This is a genomic window from Streptomyces sp. NPDC101219 (genome assembly GCF_044767675.1).
In the GTDB taxonomy this organism is placed as follows: domain Bacteria; phylum Actinomycetota; class Actinomycetes; order Streptomycetales; family Streptomycetaceae; genus Streptomyces.
Genome location: NZ_JBIWOK010000007.1, coordinates 57,413 through 72,211, shown reverse-complemented (window position 1 = coordinate 72,211; position 14,799 = coordinate 57,413). Strand labels below are relative to the sequence as shown.

16 protein-coding genes are annotated in these 14,799 nt (G+C 73.2%); 11 read left to right on the top strand and 5 right to left on the bottom strand.

Translation table 11 applies throughout. The features are described from left to right. The first annotated feature begins 4 nt into the window (after positions 1 to 4). The gene (locus ACIRPP_RS15510) at positions 5 to 1,672 is read left to right on the top strand and encodes a serine/threonine-protein kinase (protein ID WP_403642342.1); all 1,668 of its coding nucleotides are present in this window, start codon (positions 5 to 7) and stop codon (positions 1,670 to 1,672) included. Positions 1,673 to 1,702: 30 nt separating this feature from the next. Here ACIRPP_RS15510 and ACIRPP_RS15505 read toward each other — a convergent pair whose 3' ends face one another. After that, positions 1,703 to 2,509 carry an SGNH/GDSL hydrolase family protein gene (locus ACIRPP_RS15505; RefSeq protein ID WP_164332696.1) on the bottom strand — a complete coding sequence of 269 codons (807 nt, stop codon included), beginning with the start codon at positions 2,507 to 2,509 and terminating at the stop codon, positions 1,703 to 1,705. Positions 2,510 to 3,176: 667 nt separating this feature from the next. On the opposite strand from ACIRPP_RS15505, the gene ACIRPP_RS15500 reads away from it, so the two are divergent. From ACIRPP_RS15500 to ACIRPP_RS15485, 4 genes are all read left to right on the top strand, one after another. Then, positions 3,177 to 3,998 (top strand): glycosyltransferase family 2 protein, encoded by an 822-nt coding sequence (locus tag ACIRPP_RS15500; RefSeq protein ID WP_403642338.1) that lies wholly within the window; start codon positions 3,177 to 3,179, stop codon positions 3,996 to 3,998. Beyond that, positions 3,995 to 5,023, top strand: coding sequence for a glycosyltransferase family 2 protein (locus ACIRPP_RS15495; protein WP_403642335.1), 1,029 nt, complete (start codon positions 3,995 to 3,997; stop codon positions 5,021 to 5,023). The genes ACIRPP_RS15500 and ACIRPP_RS15495 overlap by 4 nt, the downstream gene beginning before the upstream one ends. Continuing rightward, on the top strand, positions 5,016 to 5,831 hold the full coding sequence (locus tag ACIRPP_RS15490; protein WP_403642328.1) for a polysaccharide deacetylase family protein: 816 nt from the start codon (positions 5,016 to 5,018) through the stop codon (positions 5,829 to 5,831). Before ACIRPP_RS15495 ends, ACIRPP_RS15490 begins: the two co-directional genes overlap by 8 nt. Positions 5,832 to 5,955: 124 nt before the next feature. Further along, entirely contained in the window at positions 5,956 to 7,047 is a 1,092-nt protein-coding gene (locus tag ACIRPP_RS15485) for a DUF5925 domain-containing protein (RefSeq protein WP_403642325.1), read from the top strand. 13 nt (positions 7,048 to 7,060) lie between these two features. Here the strand turns inward: ACIRPP_RS15485 and ACIRPP_RS15480 are convergent, their stop codons facing one another. Next, on the bottom strand, positions 7,061 to 8,293 hold the full coding sequence (locus ACIRPP_RS15480; protein WP_403642322.1) for an RNA-guided endonuclease InsQ/TnpB family protein: 1,233 nt from the start codon (positions 8,291 to 8,293) through the stop codon (positions 7,061 to 7,063). 23 nt (positions 8,294 to 8,316) lie between these two features. Between ACIRPP_RS15480 and tnpA the strand changes: the two genes are divergently transcribed. Both tnpA and ACIRPP_RS15470 read left to right on the top strand, forming a co-directional pair. Then, positions 8,317 to 8,745, top strand: coding sequence for an IS200/IS605 family transposase (gene tnpA / locus ACIRPP_RS15475; RefSeq protein ID WP_403642319.1), 429 nt, complete (start codon positions 8,317 to 8,319; stop codon positions 8,743 to 8,745). Positions 8,746 to 8,916: 171 nt separating this feature from the next. Further along, on the top strand, positions 8,917 to 9,687 hold the full coding sequence (locus tag ACIRPP_RS15470) for a DUF72 domain-containing protein (protein WP_403642316.1): 771 nt from the start codon (positions 8,917 to 8,919) through the stop codon (positions 9,685 to 9,687). Between the two features lie 83 nt (positions 9,688 to 9,770). On the opposite strand, the gene ACIRPP_RS15465 is transcribed toward ACIRPP_RS15470, so the two are convergent. Next, on the bottom strand, positions 9,771 to 10,139 hold the full coding sequence (locus ACIRPP_RS15465; protein ID WP_403642314.1) for a GntR family transcriptional regulator: 369 nt from the start codon (positions 10,137 to 10,139) through the stop codon (positions 9,771 to 9,773). An 80-nt stretch (positions 10,140 to 10,219) separates the two neighbouring features. On the opposite strand from ACIRPP_RS15465, the gene ACIRPP_RS15460 reads away from it, so the two are divergent. Both ACIRPP_RS15460 and ACIRPP_RS15455 read left to right on the top strand, forming a co-directional pair. Then, positions 10,220 to 11,149, top strand: a complete 930-nt coding sequence (locus ACIRPP_RS15460) for a GNAT family N-acetyltransferase (RefSeq protein WP_403642311.1) — start codon at positions 10,220 to 10,222, stop codon at positions 11,147 to 11,149. Then, positions 11,130 to 11,639 (top strand): DUF402 domain-containing protein, encoded by a 510-nt coding sequence (locus ACIRPP_RS15455; protein WP_403642308.1) that lies wholly within the window; start codon positions 11,130 to 11,132, stop codon positions 11,637 to 11,639. The genes ACIRPP_RS15460 and ACIRPP_RS15455 overlap by 20 nt, the downstream gene beginning before the upstream one ends. A 67-nt stretch (positions 11,640 to 11,706) precedes the next feature. Here ACIRPP_RS15455 and ACIRPP_RS15450 read toward each other — a convergent pair whose 3' ends face one another. Further along, complete coding sequence (locus ACIRPP_RS15450; protein WP_403642306.1) at positions 11,707 to 12,324, bottom strand: class I SAM-dependent methyltransferase; 618 nt, start codon at positions 12,322 to 12,324, stop codon at positions 11,707 to 11,709. 137 nt (positions 12,325 to 12,461) lie between these two features. On the opposite strand from ACIRPP_RS15450, the gene ACIRPP_RS15445 reads away from it, so the two are divergent. Beyond that, positions 12,462 to 12,596, top strand: a complete 135-nt coding sequence (locus ACIRPP_RS15445) for a hypothetical protein (protein WP_263867784.1) — start codon at positions 12,462 to 12,464, stop codon at positions 12,594 to 12,596. Positions 12,597 to 12,781: 185 nt separating this feature from the next. After that, complete coding sequence (locus tag ACIRPP_RS15440; RefSeq protein WP_403642303.1) at positions 12,782 to 13,819, top strand: lytic polysaccharide monooxygenase; 1,038 nt, start codon at positions 12,782 to 12,784, stop codon at positions 13,817 to 13,819. A gap of 71 nt (positions 13,820 to 13,890) precedes the next feature. Here the strand turns inward: ACIRPP_RS15440 and ACIRPP_RS15435 are convergent, their stop codons facing one another. Next, positions 13,891 to 14,772 carry an esterase/lipase family protein gene (locus ACIRPP_RS15435; RefSeq protein ID WP_403642300.1) on the bottom strand — a complete coding sequence of 294 codons (882 nt, stop codon included), beginning with the start codon at positions 14,770 to 14,772 and terminating at the stop codon, positions 13,891 to 13,893. Positions 14,773 to 14,799 lie beyond the last annotated feature (27 nt).

The window sequence follows — 14,799 nt, the reverse complement described above, 5'->3', positions numbered from 1 at the left end:
CGCCGTGTCCGACGGACAGGGCAGTGAGCGCGTGATCGCGGGCCGCTACCGGCTGCTGGCGCCGCTGGGCGAGGGCGGTATGGGGACCGTGTGGCGGGCCCGCGACGAGGTGCTGCACCGGGAGGTCGCCGTCAAGGAGGTGCGCGCCCCCGCCGGGTTGCCCGCCCCGGACGTCGAGCGGATGTACGCCCGGCTGGAGCGGGAGGCGTGGGCCGCGGCCAGGATCGCCGACCGCAACGTGGTGACGGTGTACGACGTCGCGACCGAGGACGGGCGGCCGTGGATCGTGATGGAGCTGGTGCGCGGTCTGTCGCTGGCGGAGGTGCTGGAGGCCGAGGGGCCGATGTCCCCGGCGCGTGCCGCGGGGATCGGGGCGGAGGTGCTGGCCGCGCTGCGCTCCGCGCACGCTGCCGGTGTGCTGCACCGGGACGTGAAGCCCGCCAACGTCCTGATCGCCAACGACGGCCGCGTGGTGCTCACCGACTTCGGCATCGCGATGGTGGAGGGCAGTTCGGCGCTGACGATGACCGGCGAGGTGGTCGGGTCGCCCGAGTTCCTCGCCCCGGAGCGGGCCCTGGGCCGGACGCCGGGGCCCGAGTCGGACCTGTGGTCGCTCGGCGTGCTGCTGTACGCGGCGGTCGAGGGTTCCTCGCCGTTCCGGCAGGACACCCCGCTGAGCACGCTGCGGGCGATCGTCGACGAGGAGCTGCCGCCGCCGCGCCGGGCGGGGCCGTTGGGGCCGGTCGTCGAGGGCCTGTTGCGCAAGGATCCCGCCGAGCGGTTGCCGGCCGGGCGGGCGGAGGAGGACCTGCGGGCGGTCGCGGCCGGGCGGACCCCGCGGCGCGGGGACGGCGGCGGCCCGCCCGCGTACCCGCCGACGGTGTCCACCCCGCACCCCCACCCGCACCCGCCGGCGCCCGGGCCGCCGGGTGCCGGGCCGGTGCCGCCCGCGACGGCCGGGCTGCCCGCGGGGCCTCCGGCCGGGACGACGACGGTGACCCGGCGGCCCCGGCGCGACCGGCGCGCCGCCGTGGTGCTGGTGGCGGGGCTGGCCGTGCTCGCGCTGACACTGGCCGGGCTGCTCTACGGACTGCTGGACGCAGGCGGCGGCGGGGGCGCTGACGGCGGTCCGTCGGCGGACGGCCGGAGGACCGGGGCCGTCTCGTCCGCCCCGGCCGGTGACGACGAGGACGAGCGGGACCAGGGCGAGGCGGGGGACACCGGCGGTGCCACGACGTCCACGGGGGAGAGCGGTGGGGAGCGGAGCACCGCCCCGGCGCAGTCGGTGCACGTGACGGTGACGGGGGCGCGCACGGAGTACTCCGGGGCCTGTCCCCCGCCGCGGGAGGAGGCGCCCGCGTTCACGGCGACGTTCACGGTGGGGCGGTTGCCGGCGCAGGTGTCCTACCGGTGGGTGGCCGAGGACGGTTCGGTGACCGACCCGGGCTGGCGAACGCTGTCGTTCCCGGAGGGCGGCGGAGCGACGAAGCGGGACACGGTGGTCGTGACGACGTACGCGGAGGCGGGGACGTTCGCGAGCCGGATCGGTGTGGAGGTGCGGGAGCCGGTGCGCGTGACGTCCCGTTCGGTGCCGTTCTCGGTGACGTGCGGGACGGAGACCCCGCCGGGCGGGGCCTCCCCTTCTCCTTCCGGTTCGGTGGCCGTTCCCTAGCGCGCGGACGGCGCGGAGGGCCTGCCGGGGTCAGACGGCGTTGTTGAGGACCGGCAGGTAGCCGCCGGACTGTCCGGCCGCCTTCGGGTGGTACGAGTTGCCGATGTTGAGCCAGTCGACGCTGTGCAGCCAGGAGTTGCCGGAGCAGATCTCGTGGCCGGTGAAGGTGGTGCGCACGTCGCCGAAGGTGAAGCCGTGGGCGGCGGCGCGCTGGGCGAGGGCGGTGGCGAGGTGGTCGGCGGCGCCGTTGATCGCCTTCCGCTTGGTCTCGGACAGGCCGATGCAGGTGGTGCCGAGCCGGTAGAAGCGGGGGTAGCCGAGCACCACGACGTGCGCGTTCGGGGCCCGGGTGCGGATGGCGGTGTAGACGCTGTCCAGCTTGCCGGGCAGCGTCGAGTCGACGTACGCCTTCGCGGTGGCGATCCGCGAGAGGCAGGTGCTGTCGGACTGGAGCACACAGGTCGTCATGACGTCGGCGAAGCCGGCGTCGTTGCCGCCGATGCTGATGGAGACCAGTGAGGTGGTGGCGCCGAGGGGGCCGAGCTGCCCGGAGAGAACATCACCCGTACGGGCGCCCGAGCAGGCCATGAAGTCGAAGGACGAGGGTGAGTTGGCGGCGTTCCAGAGGTACGGGTACGCCTTCGTGCTGCGCTTGCAGTCGCCGCTGCCGGAGATGTAGCTGCCGGCTCCGACACCGGAGGAGTAGGAGTCGCCGAGGGCCACATAGCCCCCGTCGGGGGCCTGTTGGGACGCCTGGGCCGCGCCGGCCCCGGTGAGGGCGGTGGCGAGGGCGAGGAGGAACGCGCTCAGAATGAGCACAAGTCGGGAACGTCTCATGGAACCTCCCTTTAGCAGGATCTCTGCCGCAACCGTCGTACCAACTACGCGTGTTGACAGGAAGTGTCCATGTCAAGATTGGGGCGCTCTTTCCCGGACCTCCCGAACCTTTCCGGTTTCTTCACGCCCTCGGGGCGAGAGCGAACGCCCGTTCAATCTGCAACGAAATTCGGCCGGGGGGACTTTCGGCCCTTGACGCCCCCAACGGGGTGCGCCACATTGAAGCCCGGCATCCGACACCTAGGGGGGCAAAGTCGGCCATGCAGACATCCGCATCAGGGCGAGATGTGCGCACAGGGGCCAAACCGGCAACAAGGTGAGGCCACGTTCCAGGTCTTGCCATACGGGTTCAATCGTCAATACCGTCATACATCTCAATCTCACCCGCATCGGTCCGTCAGTACGCGGCTTCAGGGGAGGGCTCGGAACCGCGACGAACCGGCGCGGGGCGCGGTAGGGGGGTGCCGTGCTCGGGAGCGCCAGCGTGACCGGGCCGTGCCGCGCGGTCGGCGGCCGTATGTCCGCAGCCGGCCAGATTTGCCAGCTCACCCGGCGTGCACGGAGCTTCGTTCCGTCATGCCGTGTGTGAAAACCCCCCTTTCGAACCGGAAGAAGAGCCGGGCCGCCCGAGGGGCGGGCGGTCCACCGGACGAGAGGGACCAGACTCATGAGTTCCGTTCTGCCGCCGGCGACCGCGGACCAGAATCCGCCGCCCGCCGGCAAGTACCGGCCCGTCTCCTCGCACCTGGCGATCGCACCGCCGGTGAGCGTGGTGATCCCCGCCATGAACGAGGCGGAGAACCTGCCGTACGTCTTCAAGACGCTGCCCGACTGGATCCACGAAGTGGTCCTGGTCGACGGCAACTCCACCGACGGCACCGTCGAGGTGGCCCGCGGACTGTGGCCCGGCGTGAAGGTCGTCGAACAGCGCGGGAAGGGCAAGGGCGACGCGCTGAACACCGGGTTCCAGGCGTGCACCGGCGACATCATCGTGATGGTCGACGCCGACGGCTCGGCCGACGGCAACGAGATCGTGTCGTACGTGTCCGCCCTCGTCTCGGGCGCGGACTTCGCCAAGGGGTCGCGCTTCGCCAACGGCGGCGGCACCGACGACATGACCTTCATCCGCAAGCTGGGCAACCGCGTGCTGTGCGCCGTCGTCAACCGCAAGTTCGGCGCCCGGTACACCGACCTCTGCTACGGCTACAACGCGTTCTGGCGGCACTGCCTGGACAAGATCGACCTCGACTGCACCGGGTTCGAGGTCGAGACCCTGATGAACATCCGGGTCGTCAAGGCGGGCCTGAAGGTGCAGGAGATACCCAGCTACGAGTACCTCCGCATCCACGGCACCAGCAATCTGAGAGCCGTGCGGGACGGCTTCCGCGTCCTCGGGGTCATCCTCGGCGAGCGCTCCAACCGGCGGGCCCTGCGCCGTCGCGCGCACCACTCGCCGCTGGTCGACGCGGTCCGGGGGAAGGTGTCTTGAGCGGACCCGGCACCCCGGACGTCTCGGTCGTGATCTGCGCCTACACCGAGGACCGCTGGACGGACGTCCTCGCGGCCGTCGCCTCGGTGCGCGCGCAGTCACGGCCGGCCCGGGAGATCCTGCTGGTCGTGGACCACAACCAGGCTCTCCTGGACCGTCTGGACAAGGAGTACAAGGAGACCGAGGAGGTGCGGGTGCTCGCCAATGCGGGCCCCCGCGGCCTGTCCGCCGGCCGCAACACCGGCATCGCCGCGGCACGCGGCGGGATCGTCGCCTTCCTCGACGACGACGCCGTGGCCGAACGCGACTGGCTCCGGCACTTCGCGGAGGCGTACGCCGACCCGCGCGTGATGGCGGTCGGCGGACGCACCGAACCGCTGTGGGCGTCCGGGCGGCGCCCGGCCTGGTTCCCGGAGGAGTTCGACTGGGTGGTGGGCTGCACCTACCGGGGCCTGCCGCCCGGGCGGGTCCGGGTGCGCAACGTGCTGGGCGGCAACGCCTCCTTCCGGCGCGACGCCTTCGACGCGGCGGGCGGCTTCGCCACCGGCATCGGACGGGACGGCGACCGGCTCCCCCTCGGCGGGGAGGAGACGGAACTGTGCATCCGGCTGAGCCGGGCCCGGCCCGACGCGGTCCTGCTCATCGACGACCGGGCGGTGATCCACCACCGGGTGCCCGGAGTACGGGAGCACTTCCGCTACTTCCGCACCCGCACCTACGCCGAGGGACTGTCGAAGGCGCTGGTCGCGCGCAGCGTCGGCGCCGGCAAGGGGCTGGAGTCGGAACGCCGGTACACCACCCGCGTGCTGCCGGCCGGGGTCGTGCGGGGACTGCGGGACGCCCTGCTGGGCCGGCCCGGCGGCGCCGGACGCGCGGGCGCCATCGTCACCGGCGTCCTCACCGCGGCGGGCGGCTACCTGGTGGGCAGCCTGCGGGCCCGGCGCGACGGGGTCACCTTCTCGGTGGTCCCGGTGGCCGGGCCGCCGCCGGAACCGGGGGCGGACGGAGGGACCGCCCATGACTGACCTGCGCGTGCCCGTCCTGATGTACCACGCGGTCGCCACCGACCCCGACGAGGCCACCCGCGCCCTGTCGGTCACCCCGGAGGCGTTCGCCGAGCAGATGGCGCTGATCGCCGAGCGGGGGCTCACCCCGGTCGACACCGCCGCCCTCGCCGCGCACTGGCGTTCCGGACGCCCGCTGCCGGACCGGCCCGTCCTCATCACCTTCGACGACGGCTACGAGGGGGTGCACCGGCACGCCCTGCCCGAACTGACGCGGCACGGCTTCCCCGCCACCCTGTTCGTCACCACCGGCTGGCTGCGCGGCCCGTACGCCACCGGCGCGGCTCCGGACCGGATGCTGGACTGGGACCAGGTGCGGGCGCTGGCCGACGCGGGTGTGGAGATCGGCGGGCACACCCACAGCCACCCGCAGCTCGACCAACTCGACGACCACCGGCTGCGCACCGAGCTGATCCACAGCAAGGAGATCCTCTCCGACCAACTCGGGCGGACCCCCGTCTCGTTCGCCTACCCCTTCGGCTACTCCAGCCGCCGCGTGCGGCAGGCGGTGCGGGAGACCGGCTACGCCCAGGCCCTCGCCGTCGGCAACGGCCTCGCCCGGCGCGCCCAGGGCCCGTACGCCCTGCGCCGCCTCACCGTGCGCCGCTCGACGGACACGGCCGAGTTCGAGCGCCTGCTCGACGGCCGCGCCCTCACCCGCACCTTCGCCCGCGACCGGGCCCTGACCAAGGGCTACGCCGTCGTCCGCCGCGCCCGCCGCGCCGGACGCCTGCCGGCGCCCGGCGGGACGACGGAGGGGGGCGGCTAGGGCCCTACGGGACCGGGGTCGTGCGCCCGCCCGCCGGAAAGGCCGGGGGGAGCGGCGCACACCCACCACGGCCGGACGGGGAATTCGGGTGCGCCGACGGCGTCCCGTGACCGATCATGGCGGCATGCCTGTGCACCCGCACACCACACCGCCGATCCGGCTCGCCGTCGACAGCGACTGTCCGTCCGACGTCGTCAACGCACTGTTCCTGGACCGTTTCTCCACCGGCGAGCAGCCTCACGCGCACGGCGTCACCATCGACCGTGTGCGCTCCGCCGCGACCCTGCTCCCCGCCGGCGCCCGACTGCTGCGCGCCGTCCGGGAGGAGAACCGGTCCGCCACCCTGGCCGAGGGCGACGGCTGGACGCTGCTGGTCTCCCGCTGGAAGCGCGGCGCCGACGTCACCGTCACCGCGGCCACCCCCGAACTCGCCGCGAAGGTCCTGAGCGAGGCGACCGACGGCGCGTCGGACGAGCCGGAGGCACAGGCGGACAACGTCCCCATGGGTTTCTGGTACGCCTCCCCCGTCCGCGGCCCGCACCGCACCACCCGGCAGATCTCCGCGGCCGGCTGGGACGAGATCCGGCCCAACTACACCCGGCCCGTGGCGGACGCCATGGACCGCCTGATGAAGACGACGCCCGAGGACGTCTCCGGCCGGCTCCTGCTGCTGCACGGCCCGCCGGGCACCGGCAAGACCTCCGCTCTGCGCACCCTGGCGCGTTCCTGGCGGGACTGGTGCCAGGTGGACTGCGTGCTGGACCCCGAGCGGCTCTTCGCCGACGTCGGCTACCTCATGGACATCGCCATCGGCGAGGAGGACGAGGAGGGCAACGACCGCTGGCGGCTGCTGCTGCTGGAGGACTGCGACGAACTGATCCGAGGCGAGGCCAAGCACGCCACGGGCCAGGCCCTGTCCCGGCTGCTGAACCTCACCGACGGCCTGCTCGGCCAGGGCCGCAACGTCCTGGTCGCCGTGACCACCAACGAGGACCTGGAACGCCTGCACCCGGCCGTCGTGCGCCCCGGCCGGTGCCTGGCCCGGATCGAGGTGGGGCAGCTGACCCGGGCCGAGTCCGTGGAGTGGCTGGGCCGCGAGGAGGGCATCGGCCGCGAGGGCTCCACCCTGGCCGAGCTGTACGCGCTGCGCCGGGGCACCTCCCCCTCCGCGCTGCCCGAACCGCGCGGGAACGCGGACGCGGGGCTGTACCTTTGACATCCTCCCGGGCCTAAAGGCCCGGGATTCCAATCTGCTCCCGCTGCGGCAACGCGGTGGGTAGCTCCTGGTGGGTTCCTGCTTCGCTGCGCGGTGCCGGGACGAGTCCCGGTCTTATCTGCGCTCCACAGGCTGTCACCGCCAGTCCGGCGGCCTTGGCGACGTTGACCGCCGCGTTGATGTCCCGGTCGAGGACCGCTCCGCACGCCCCGCACGTCCACACACGCACGTGCAACGGCTTGGGGCCGTCCTTGACGCCGCACCGGGAGCACACCTGGGAGGTCGGCTCGAACCGGCCGATCTTCACGAAGGTGCGCCCGTACCGGGCGGCCTTGTATTCCAGCATCGTCACGAACGCCGACCATCCGGCGTCGTGGACGGACTTGGCCAGGCGCGTGCGGGCGAGTCCTTTTACCGCCAGGTCCTCCACGGCGACCGCTTGGTTCTCGCGGATCAGCTGTGTGGAGAGCCGGTGGTGGAACTCGCGGCGTGCGTCGGCCACTCGCGCGTGTGCGCGGGCGACCTTGATCCGGGCCTTGTTCCGGTTGCTGGAGCCCTTCTCCTTGCGGGAGAGGGCACGCTGGGCTTTCTTCACGCGCTTCTCGGCGCGGCGCAGGAAGCGCGGGCTGTCGATCTTCCGGCCGTCGGAGAGGACCGCGAAGTGCCCGAGCCCGAGATCGATGCCCACCTCGGGCGTGGTCTCGGGGAGGACTTCCTCCGGGCCGGTCTCCACGACGAAGCTCGCGAAGTACCGGCCCGCGCTGTCCTTGACCACCGTCACGGTGGTCGGGGTCGACGGCAGGGCACGCGACCAGCGCACGGGGACGTCGCCGATCTTCGGCAGACGCAGCTTCCTGCCCGGGGTGATCCGCCACGCCGCGTTGGCGGTGAAGCGGACCGACTGCCGGTTGTCCCGCTTCGACTTGAAGCGCGGTGCGCCCACGCGAGGGCGCTTGCCCTTCAGGCCGTCGAAGAAGTTCCGGTACGCGGTGTCCAGGTCCCGCAGGGACTGCTGGAGGATCACCGCGGACACCTCGCCGAGCCAGGCCCGCTCCGGGGTCTTCTTCGCGGCCGTCAGGCGCCTGGACAGCTCCGCCGAGGTGACGAACGGCAGCCCCGCCGCGCGGGCCTCCTCGCGGACGCGCAACGCATCGTTGAAGACGACCCGCGCGCACCCGAACGCCCTGGCCAGCGCGGCGCGCTGACCGGCACTCGGGTACAGGCGGAAGCTGTACCGAAGCTGCATGACGATCACTCTGCCATTGGCCTATGTCACCACGATGGGAACCGAATCCCGATATCCGCAGGGGTCGAACGGTCGTCTACAGCCTGCATGCGCACTTGGTCTTCGTCACCAAGTACCGGCGCGGTGTCCTCGACGACGAGATGCTGACGCGCTGCGAAGAGGTCATGCGTAAGGTCTGCGAGGACTTCGGAGCGGAGCTGAAGGAGTTCAACGGCGAGGCCGACCACGTCCACCTGCTCGTGCACTACCCGCCGAAGGTCGCGCTCGCCAGCCTGGTCAACAGCCTCAAGGGCGTCTCCTCCCGCCGCCTGCGCGCGGAGTTCACCGGCCGGGTCAACCGGGCGATCATGCACGGCCGGTTCTGGTCGCCCTCGTATTTCGCCGGCTCGTGCGGCGGTGCGCCGCTCCAGGTGGTCAAGGACTACATCGCGCAGCAGAAGCGCCCGGACTGAGCGCGGCCGACCGTGAGCCCGGGTAGACAGTGCGGACCCGTGCCCACGGTTGAGGTCAGAGCAGTTCTGAGATGCGATTCACCCCCGGCCCGAAGGCCGGGGCGCTCTCGCAAGATCAGCGGTAGGAGCCGCCGAGGGGTCCCCGTCGCCGCCCGGTGGTGTGATGGCCCCATGACCGTGTTCGTCGGGACCTCGGGCTGGCAGTACAAGGACTGGCGGGACGTGCTGTACCCGCCGGGGCTGCCGGTGCGGCTCTGGCTGGAGGAGTACGCCGCCCGGTTCGCCACCGTCGAGATCAACAACGCCTTCTACCGGCTGCCGTCCCGGGAGACCTTCGTGTCCTGGCGGGAACGCACCCCGCCCGGCTTCGTCGTCGCGGTGAAGGCCAGCCGCTATCTCACCCACATCAAACGGCTGAAGGACCCCGAGGAGCCGGTCGAGCGGCTGATGAGCCGCGCCGAAGGGCTGGGCGAGCGGCTCGGCCCGGTCCTCCTCCAGCTGCCGCCCACCCTGCGGGCCGACCCCGCCCTCCTGGACGCCTGCCTGCGCCGCTTCCCCGCGTCGGCGCGGATCGCCGTCGAACCGCGGCACGCGTCCTGGTGGACGCCCGAGGTGCGGGGCGTCCTGGAGGCGCGCGGCACCGCCCTGTGCTGGGCCGACGTGCTGGCCCGCCCCGCGACCCCGCTGTGGCGGACGGCCGACTGGGGGTACGTCCGCTTCCACCAGGGCCGGGCCCGGCACTGGCCGCACTACGGGCGCCGGTCGCTGCGGACCTGGGCCGAACGCGTCGCGGCCACCTGGCCCGGCGGCGAGGACGTGTACGCCTACTTCAACAACGACCCGGACGCCGCGGCGGTCGTCGACGCGGCGGTCTTCGCCCGTACGGCACGGGCGGCGGGACTGGAGGTCACCCGCACCCCGCGGCTCCCCGCCCCCGCCTGACGGGGCGGGCCGGTCCCCCGGGCCGCGCCGGAGTCCGTTCCCGGGGCCGTTCCTGAGCCCGGTCCCGGGGCCGGCCGGTCCGCTCAGGTGCCGTAGGCCGCCCGCAGCGCGTCCCGGACCGCGGCGAGGGCGTCCTCCTCGCCGAGGCCGAGGCGGCGCGCCCGCTCGGCGTAGCCCTGCGCGGCCGTCGCCGCCTCCCGCTCGGCCGCCGATCCCGCGGCGGCGACGAGCGTGCCGTTGCGGCCCCGGGTCTCGATCACCCCGTCCGCCTCCAGGGCCCGGTAGGCCTTGGCCACCGTGTTCGCGGCGAGGCCGAGGGTCTGAGCCAGCCCGCGCACGGTCGGCAGGCGGTACCCCACGGGCAGCGCCCCGGACCGGGCCTGCTCGGAGATCTGCGCCCGCACCTGCTCGTAGGGGGGCGCACTGTCGTCGATACGGATCTTCAGGCTCACGAACCGATTGTCCCGCACCCGGTGCGCCCGGTCGAAAAGAAGAGGCGTCCGGTGCCCCGCCCGGCATAGCGTGCGCCTCCATGACCGTCATCGTGCGCGACCTGCGACCGGAGGTGCGAGCCGACGCCGAGGGGTTCTCCCGCGTCCGCCGCCTCGCCGTCCCCTTCATGCTGTCCACCCCCGACACCGTGCTGCACCACCTGCGGCACTCCCACCCCGACGCCCACTCCGGGCAGTTCGTCGCCGAGGCGGACGGCGAGATCATCGGCACAACGCAGCTGAGCGTGGCCCACGACAGCCCCGAGCCCGGCCAGGGCTCCGCCAACGTCTACGTGCATCCGGACCGGACCGGGCGCGGCGCCGGGTCGCTGCTGCTGCGCACCGCCGAGGAACGGCTGGCCTCCCTCGGGGTCCGGAAGGTCTTCAGCTGGGTGCCCGACGAGCCGGGCAACCGCGCCTTCGCCGAACGGCACGGCTACCGCCCCAGCCGGTCCGCCCACTTCCTGCGCCTGGAGCTGGCGAACGGCACCCTGCCCCCGCTCGCCGCCCCGCCGCCCGGGGTGGAGCTGCGCACCGGCGCCGACTTCGCGGACGACCCGCGCCCGCTGTTCGCCCTGGACGCCGAGGTGTCCGTGGACGAACCGAGCGACATCGCCTCGGAGTTCTCCGACTACCCGGCCTGGCTGGAGGAGACCTGGCGGCACCCGCTGCTCGACCTGGGCCTGACGACGGTCGCGGTGGCCGACGGCCGTCCCGTGGCCTTCACCGCCGCGCACACCGACGGGGAGGGCCGCTACGGCACCGCCATGACCGGCACCGCCCGGACCCACCGGGGCCGGGGCCTGGCCAGGCTGGTCAAGAACACGTCCCTACACCGGGCCCGTGCCGCCGGGTGCACGGAGGCGTTCACCGGCAACGACGCGGGCAACGAGCCGATGATCGCCGTCAACAAGTGGTTCGGTTACGACATCTGCGCGACGGAGGTGCGGTATGTCCGCGAACTCGGCTGACCCCGGCCCGGCCGGCCGGCTGGAGGTCGTCCTCGTCAAGGCGGGCCGTACGAAGATCCGCTATCCGGCGGAGCTGCTCCACGACGACGGCACCCGGATCAGCGTGCGGGCGCCCTGGGCGGGCGACGGCGTGCGCGACTTCGGCTTCGTGCGCTTCGAACCCGGTGACGTCTTCACCGAGCACTTCTGGCGCGACCGCTGGTACGCGGTGAAGGAGGTGCGCACCTCGGGGGGCGTGCTGAAGGGCCACTACTGCGACGTCACCCGGCCCGCCGTGCGGTCCGGTGCCGAACTGGTCGTGGAGGACCTCGACCTGGACCTGTGGCGCTCCGCGGACGGCGGGGACGTGCTGCGGCTGGACGAGGACGAGTTCGCGCGGAGCGGCCTCGCGGCGGCGGACCTGGAGGCGGCCGCCGCGGCCCTGCGGGCGCTGGACGAGCTGGAGTCGCTGGCCCGCCGCGCCGACGGCTTCGCCGGCCTGCTCGCATGACCTCCTGCCACCGTCGGACCGGCCCCGGCGGGCGGTGCCGGTCCGGCGTCCGGGGCGCCCGGGGCCGTCAGTCCACCCGCGCGATCACCGCGTAGCGCTCGTCGTCCACCTCCCTGCCCCACAGGGCCGGGTCGTCCGACAGCCGCTCCAGGCGGACCCGGCCGGTGAGCGGGGCGAGGAGCGCGGTGAGCCGGCCGGCCGGTATGCCGGCCGGGGCGGCCGTGCCCCACACCCCCTCGACGAGGACCAGCCGGCCGCCGGGGCGCAGCAGTCCCCGCCAGTGCCGCAGGACCCTGCCCGGTTCCGGCAGCGTCCACAGCACGTGGCGGACCAGGACCACGTCGAAGCGCTGCTCCCCGACCGGCGGCGCCGCCGCGTCGCCCTGGAGGAACACCGCGTCGCGCCCGGCCAGCTTCTCCCTGGCCAGGCCCACCATGGCCGGCGACCGGTCGACCCCGGTCACCCGGTGTCCCTGCTCGGCGGCCAGGAGCGACAGGCTCCCCGTACCGCAGCCGAGGTCCAGGACGTCGCCCGGCCGGGCGGGGAGCCAGGCGTGCAGCCGGGCCGCCCAGGCGGCGCGGACCGCGGGATCGCGCAGCCCGTGGTCGGGCTCGTCGTCGAAGGCGGGGGCCAGCTCGTCCCAGTCGGTACCCGTCGGGTCCGTCACGTCACCGTCGTCCGTCATGCGGTCCAGAGTGACACCCGCCACTGACAGTGCGAGGGTGACCGCCGCCACAGACAGACCGGGACCGATGAGGAACTCTCGCCCGAAAGGTCTGCCCCCGTGAGACCGCGGAACCCGGCGGACCGGAGGAGGCAGCCATGCGCCGCACCACCGTGCAGAAGCCCCTGAGGAAGACCGGCACCCGCCGCACCGGCGAGGAGACCGACGAGCGCCCCGCCGGGCGTCCGGAGATCCGCAAGGACATCGCCCGGACCTGGTGGCCCGAGGACTGACCGGACGGATGTTCCCGGACCGTGTACCTGAGCGCAGCCTGAGCACTCCCTTAACGGGGCCATAAGGATCACCCCGGACCGCTTTCACCGGACGATTTCCCGCTTCCGTGGGGCTAGCTTCTGAGCCATCCCCCACGGGATCCCCTTCCCCAAGTCCTGTGATCGTTCCGAGGAGTTGCTGCCCCATGCCCGCACGCCGCAAGGCCGCCGTCGCCGTCGTCGGTATCGTCCCGCTCGCCCTGGCCGGGCTGTCCGCCGCCCCCGCGTCCGCGCACGGCTCGATGGGCGACCCGGTCAGCCGGGTCGCGCAGTGCTACGCCGAGGGCCCGGAGAGCCCGAAGTCGGACGCCTGCAAGGCCGCGGTCGCGGCGGGCGGCACGCAGGCGCTCTACGACTGGAACGGCATCCGCATCGGCGACGCGGGCGGGCGCCATCAGGAGCTCATCCCGGACGGCAAGCTGTGCAGCGCCGGCGACCCGGCGTTCAAGGGGCTCGACCTGGCCCGCGCCGACTGGCCGGCCACCAGCGTGAGCAGCGGCTCGTACACCTTCAAGTACCGGGTGACGGCCCCGCACAAGGGCACCTTCAAGGTGTACATCACCAAGCCCGGCTACGACCCGTCCAAGCCGCTGGCCTGGGGCGACCTCGACCTGGCGAACCCGGTGGCGACCTCCACCGACCCGGCGGCGTCCGGCGGCTTCTACACCTTCTCCGGCACGCTCCCGGAGCGCTCCGGCAAGCAACTGCTGTACGCGGTGTGGCAGCGCTCGGACAGCCCGGAGGCGTTCTACTCCTGCTCGGACGTCACGTTCGGCGGCAGCGGCGGTGCCGGCGAGGCGGACGGCGGCGGGACCGGCGGGGAGTCCGCCGCGGACACGCCGAAGCAGGAGGCCGCCCCGGCTCCGGTCGCGTCCGCGCCCTCCGAGGAGCAGATCAAGGCCGCCGCCGAGAAGTCCACCGTCGAGAACCACGGCCACGGGGACGACGACCCGCACACCACGACGGACCCGACGCCCGCGGCGAAGGCGGAGGGGACCGGCGCCGACGAGAGCACCGGCAACCGGCCCAAGGCGGCCGGCGCCCCGGTGAACCTGGCGGAGACCGGCGGGGACAGCACGACCCCGTACCTGATGGTCGGCGGTGCGGCGGCGCTGGCGCTCGGTTCGGCGGCGCTGTTCGCGTCCACCCGCCGGCGTGCGGCGGGCGCGCGGCACGGCCGCTGACCCGACGACCGGGGGCCTGTCCGGCGGCTCAGGCCGGACAGGCCCCGGTGTGCTCGGCGCACCTACACGTGTCAGCTGAACACGGAGGCACAGGTGGTCGGTCTGGCCCGGTCCGGGTCGAGGGCGCCGGCGACCGCGTGGAAGGCGATGCGGTCGACCAGGGCGATCGCCACATGTTCGGACAGGTCGAGCGGACACAGGTCCTGGAGCAGGATGTTGCGCACGTTCGGGCCGCTCAGGAACTGGTTGCGGTACGGGGTGAGCACCTGGTCGTACCGGGTGGCGATGACGGTGTAGCGGACCCCGGGCACGGTGTCGCCGCCCGCGTTGAGCTTGGTGAGGAAGTCGGAGCCGACGACCTGGTCGGCGAGGGCGGGGGTGGCCGACTTCAACAAGTCCGCCGCGCCGGGGAAGTACGGCAACAGGTTGGCGATGCCGCTGAGGGTGGTGCCGTGGTTGTTGGGGGCGATCCCGACGAGGGCGTTCACCTCGGCGGCCCCGCCGAGGAACTTCAGGTAGTAGCGGGGCATCATGCCGCCCTGCGAGTGGCCCACGATGTCGACCTCTGCGGCGCCGGTGGCGGCGAGCACCTTGTCGACGAAGACGTCGAGCTGCTCCGCGGACTTCTCGACCGGGCCCAGCCCGTGGAAGAAGGGAACGCCGGGGAGCTGACCGTAGTCGAGGGAGAAGACGCAGTAGCCGCGGTGCTTCAGGTAGGGCGCGAGGCCCAGCCAGTTGTCGATGGAGTTGCCGAGCGTGCCGTGCACGAGGACGACCGGGCGGGGGTGGGCGGTGGAGGGCCGGCAGGAGTAGTCGTTCCAGCCGCGGTCGGGTGCGGCGGCGGTCCGGGCGGCGGGGGCGGCGTGGGCGCTGGTGGCGGTGGGGACGGTGACGGCCGCAGTGGCCAGCAGGAACGCGGCCAGCGGTCTGAGCACTCGCTTCCAGGGCAGCATCGGGTGATCTCCTTGCGCTCAAGGGGA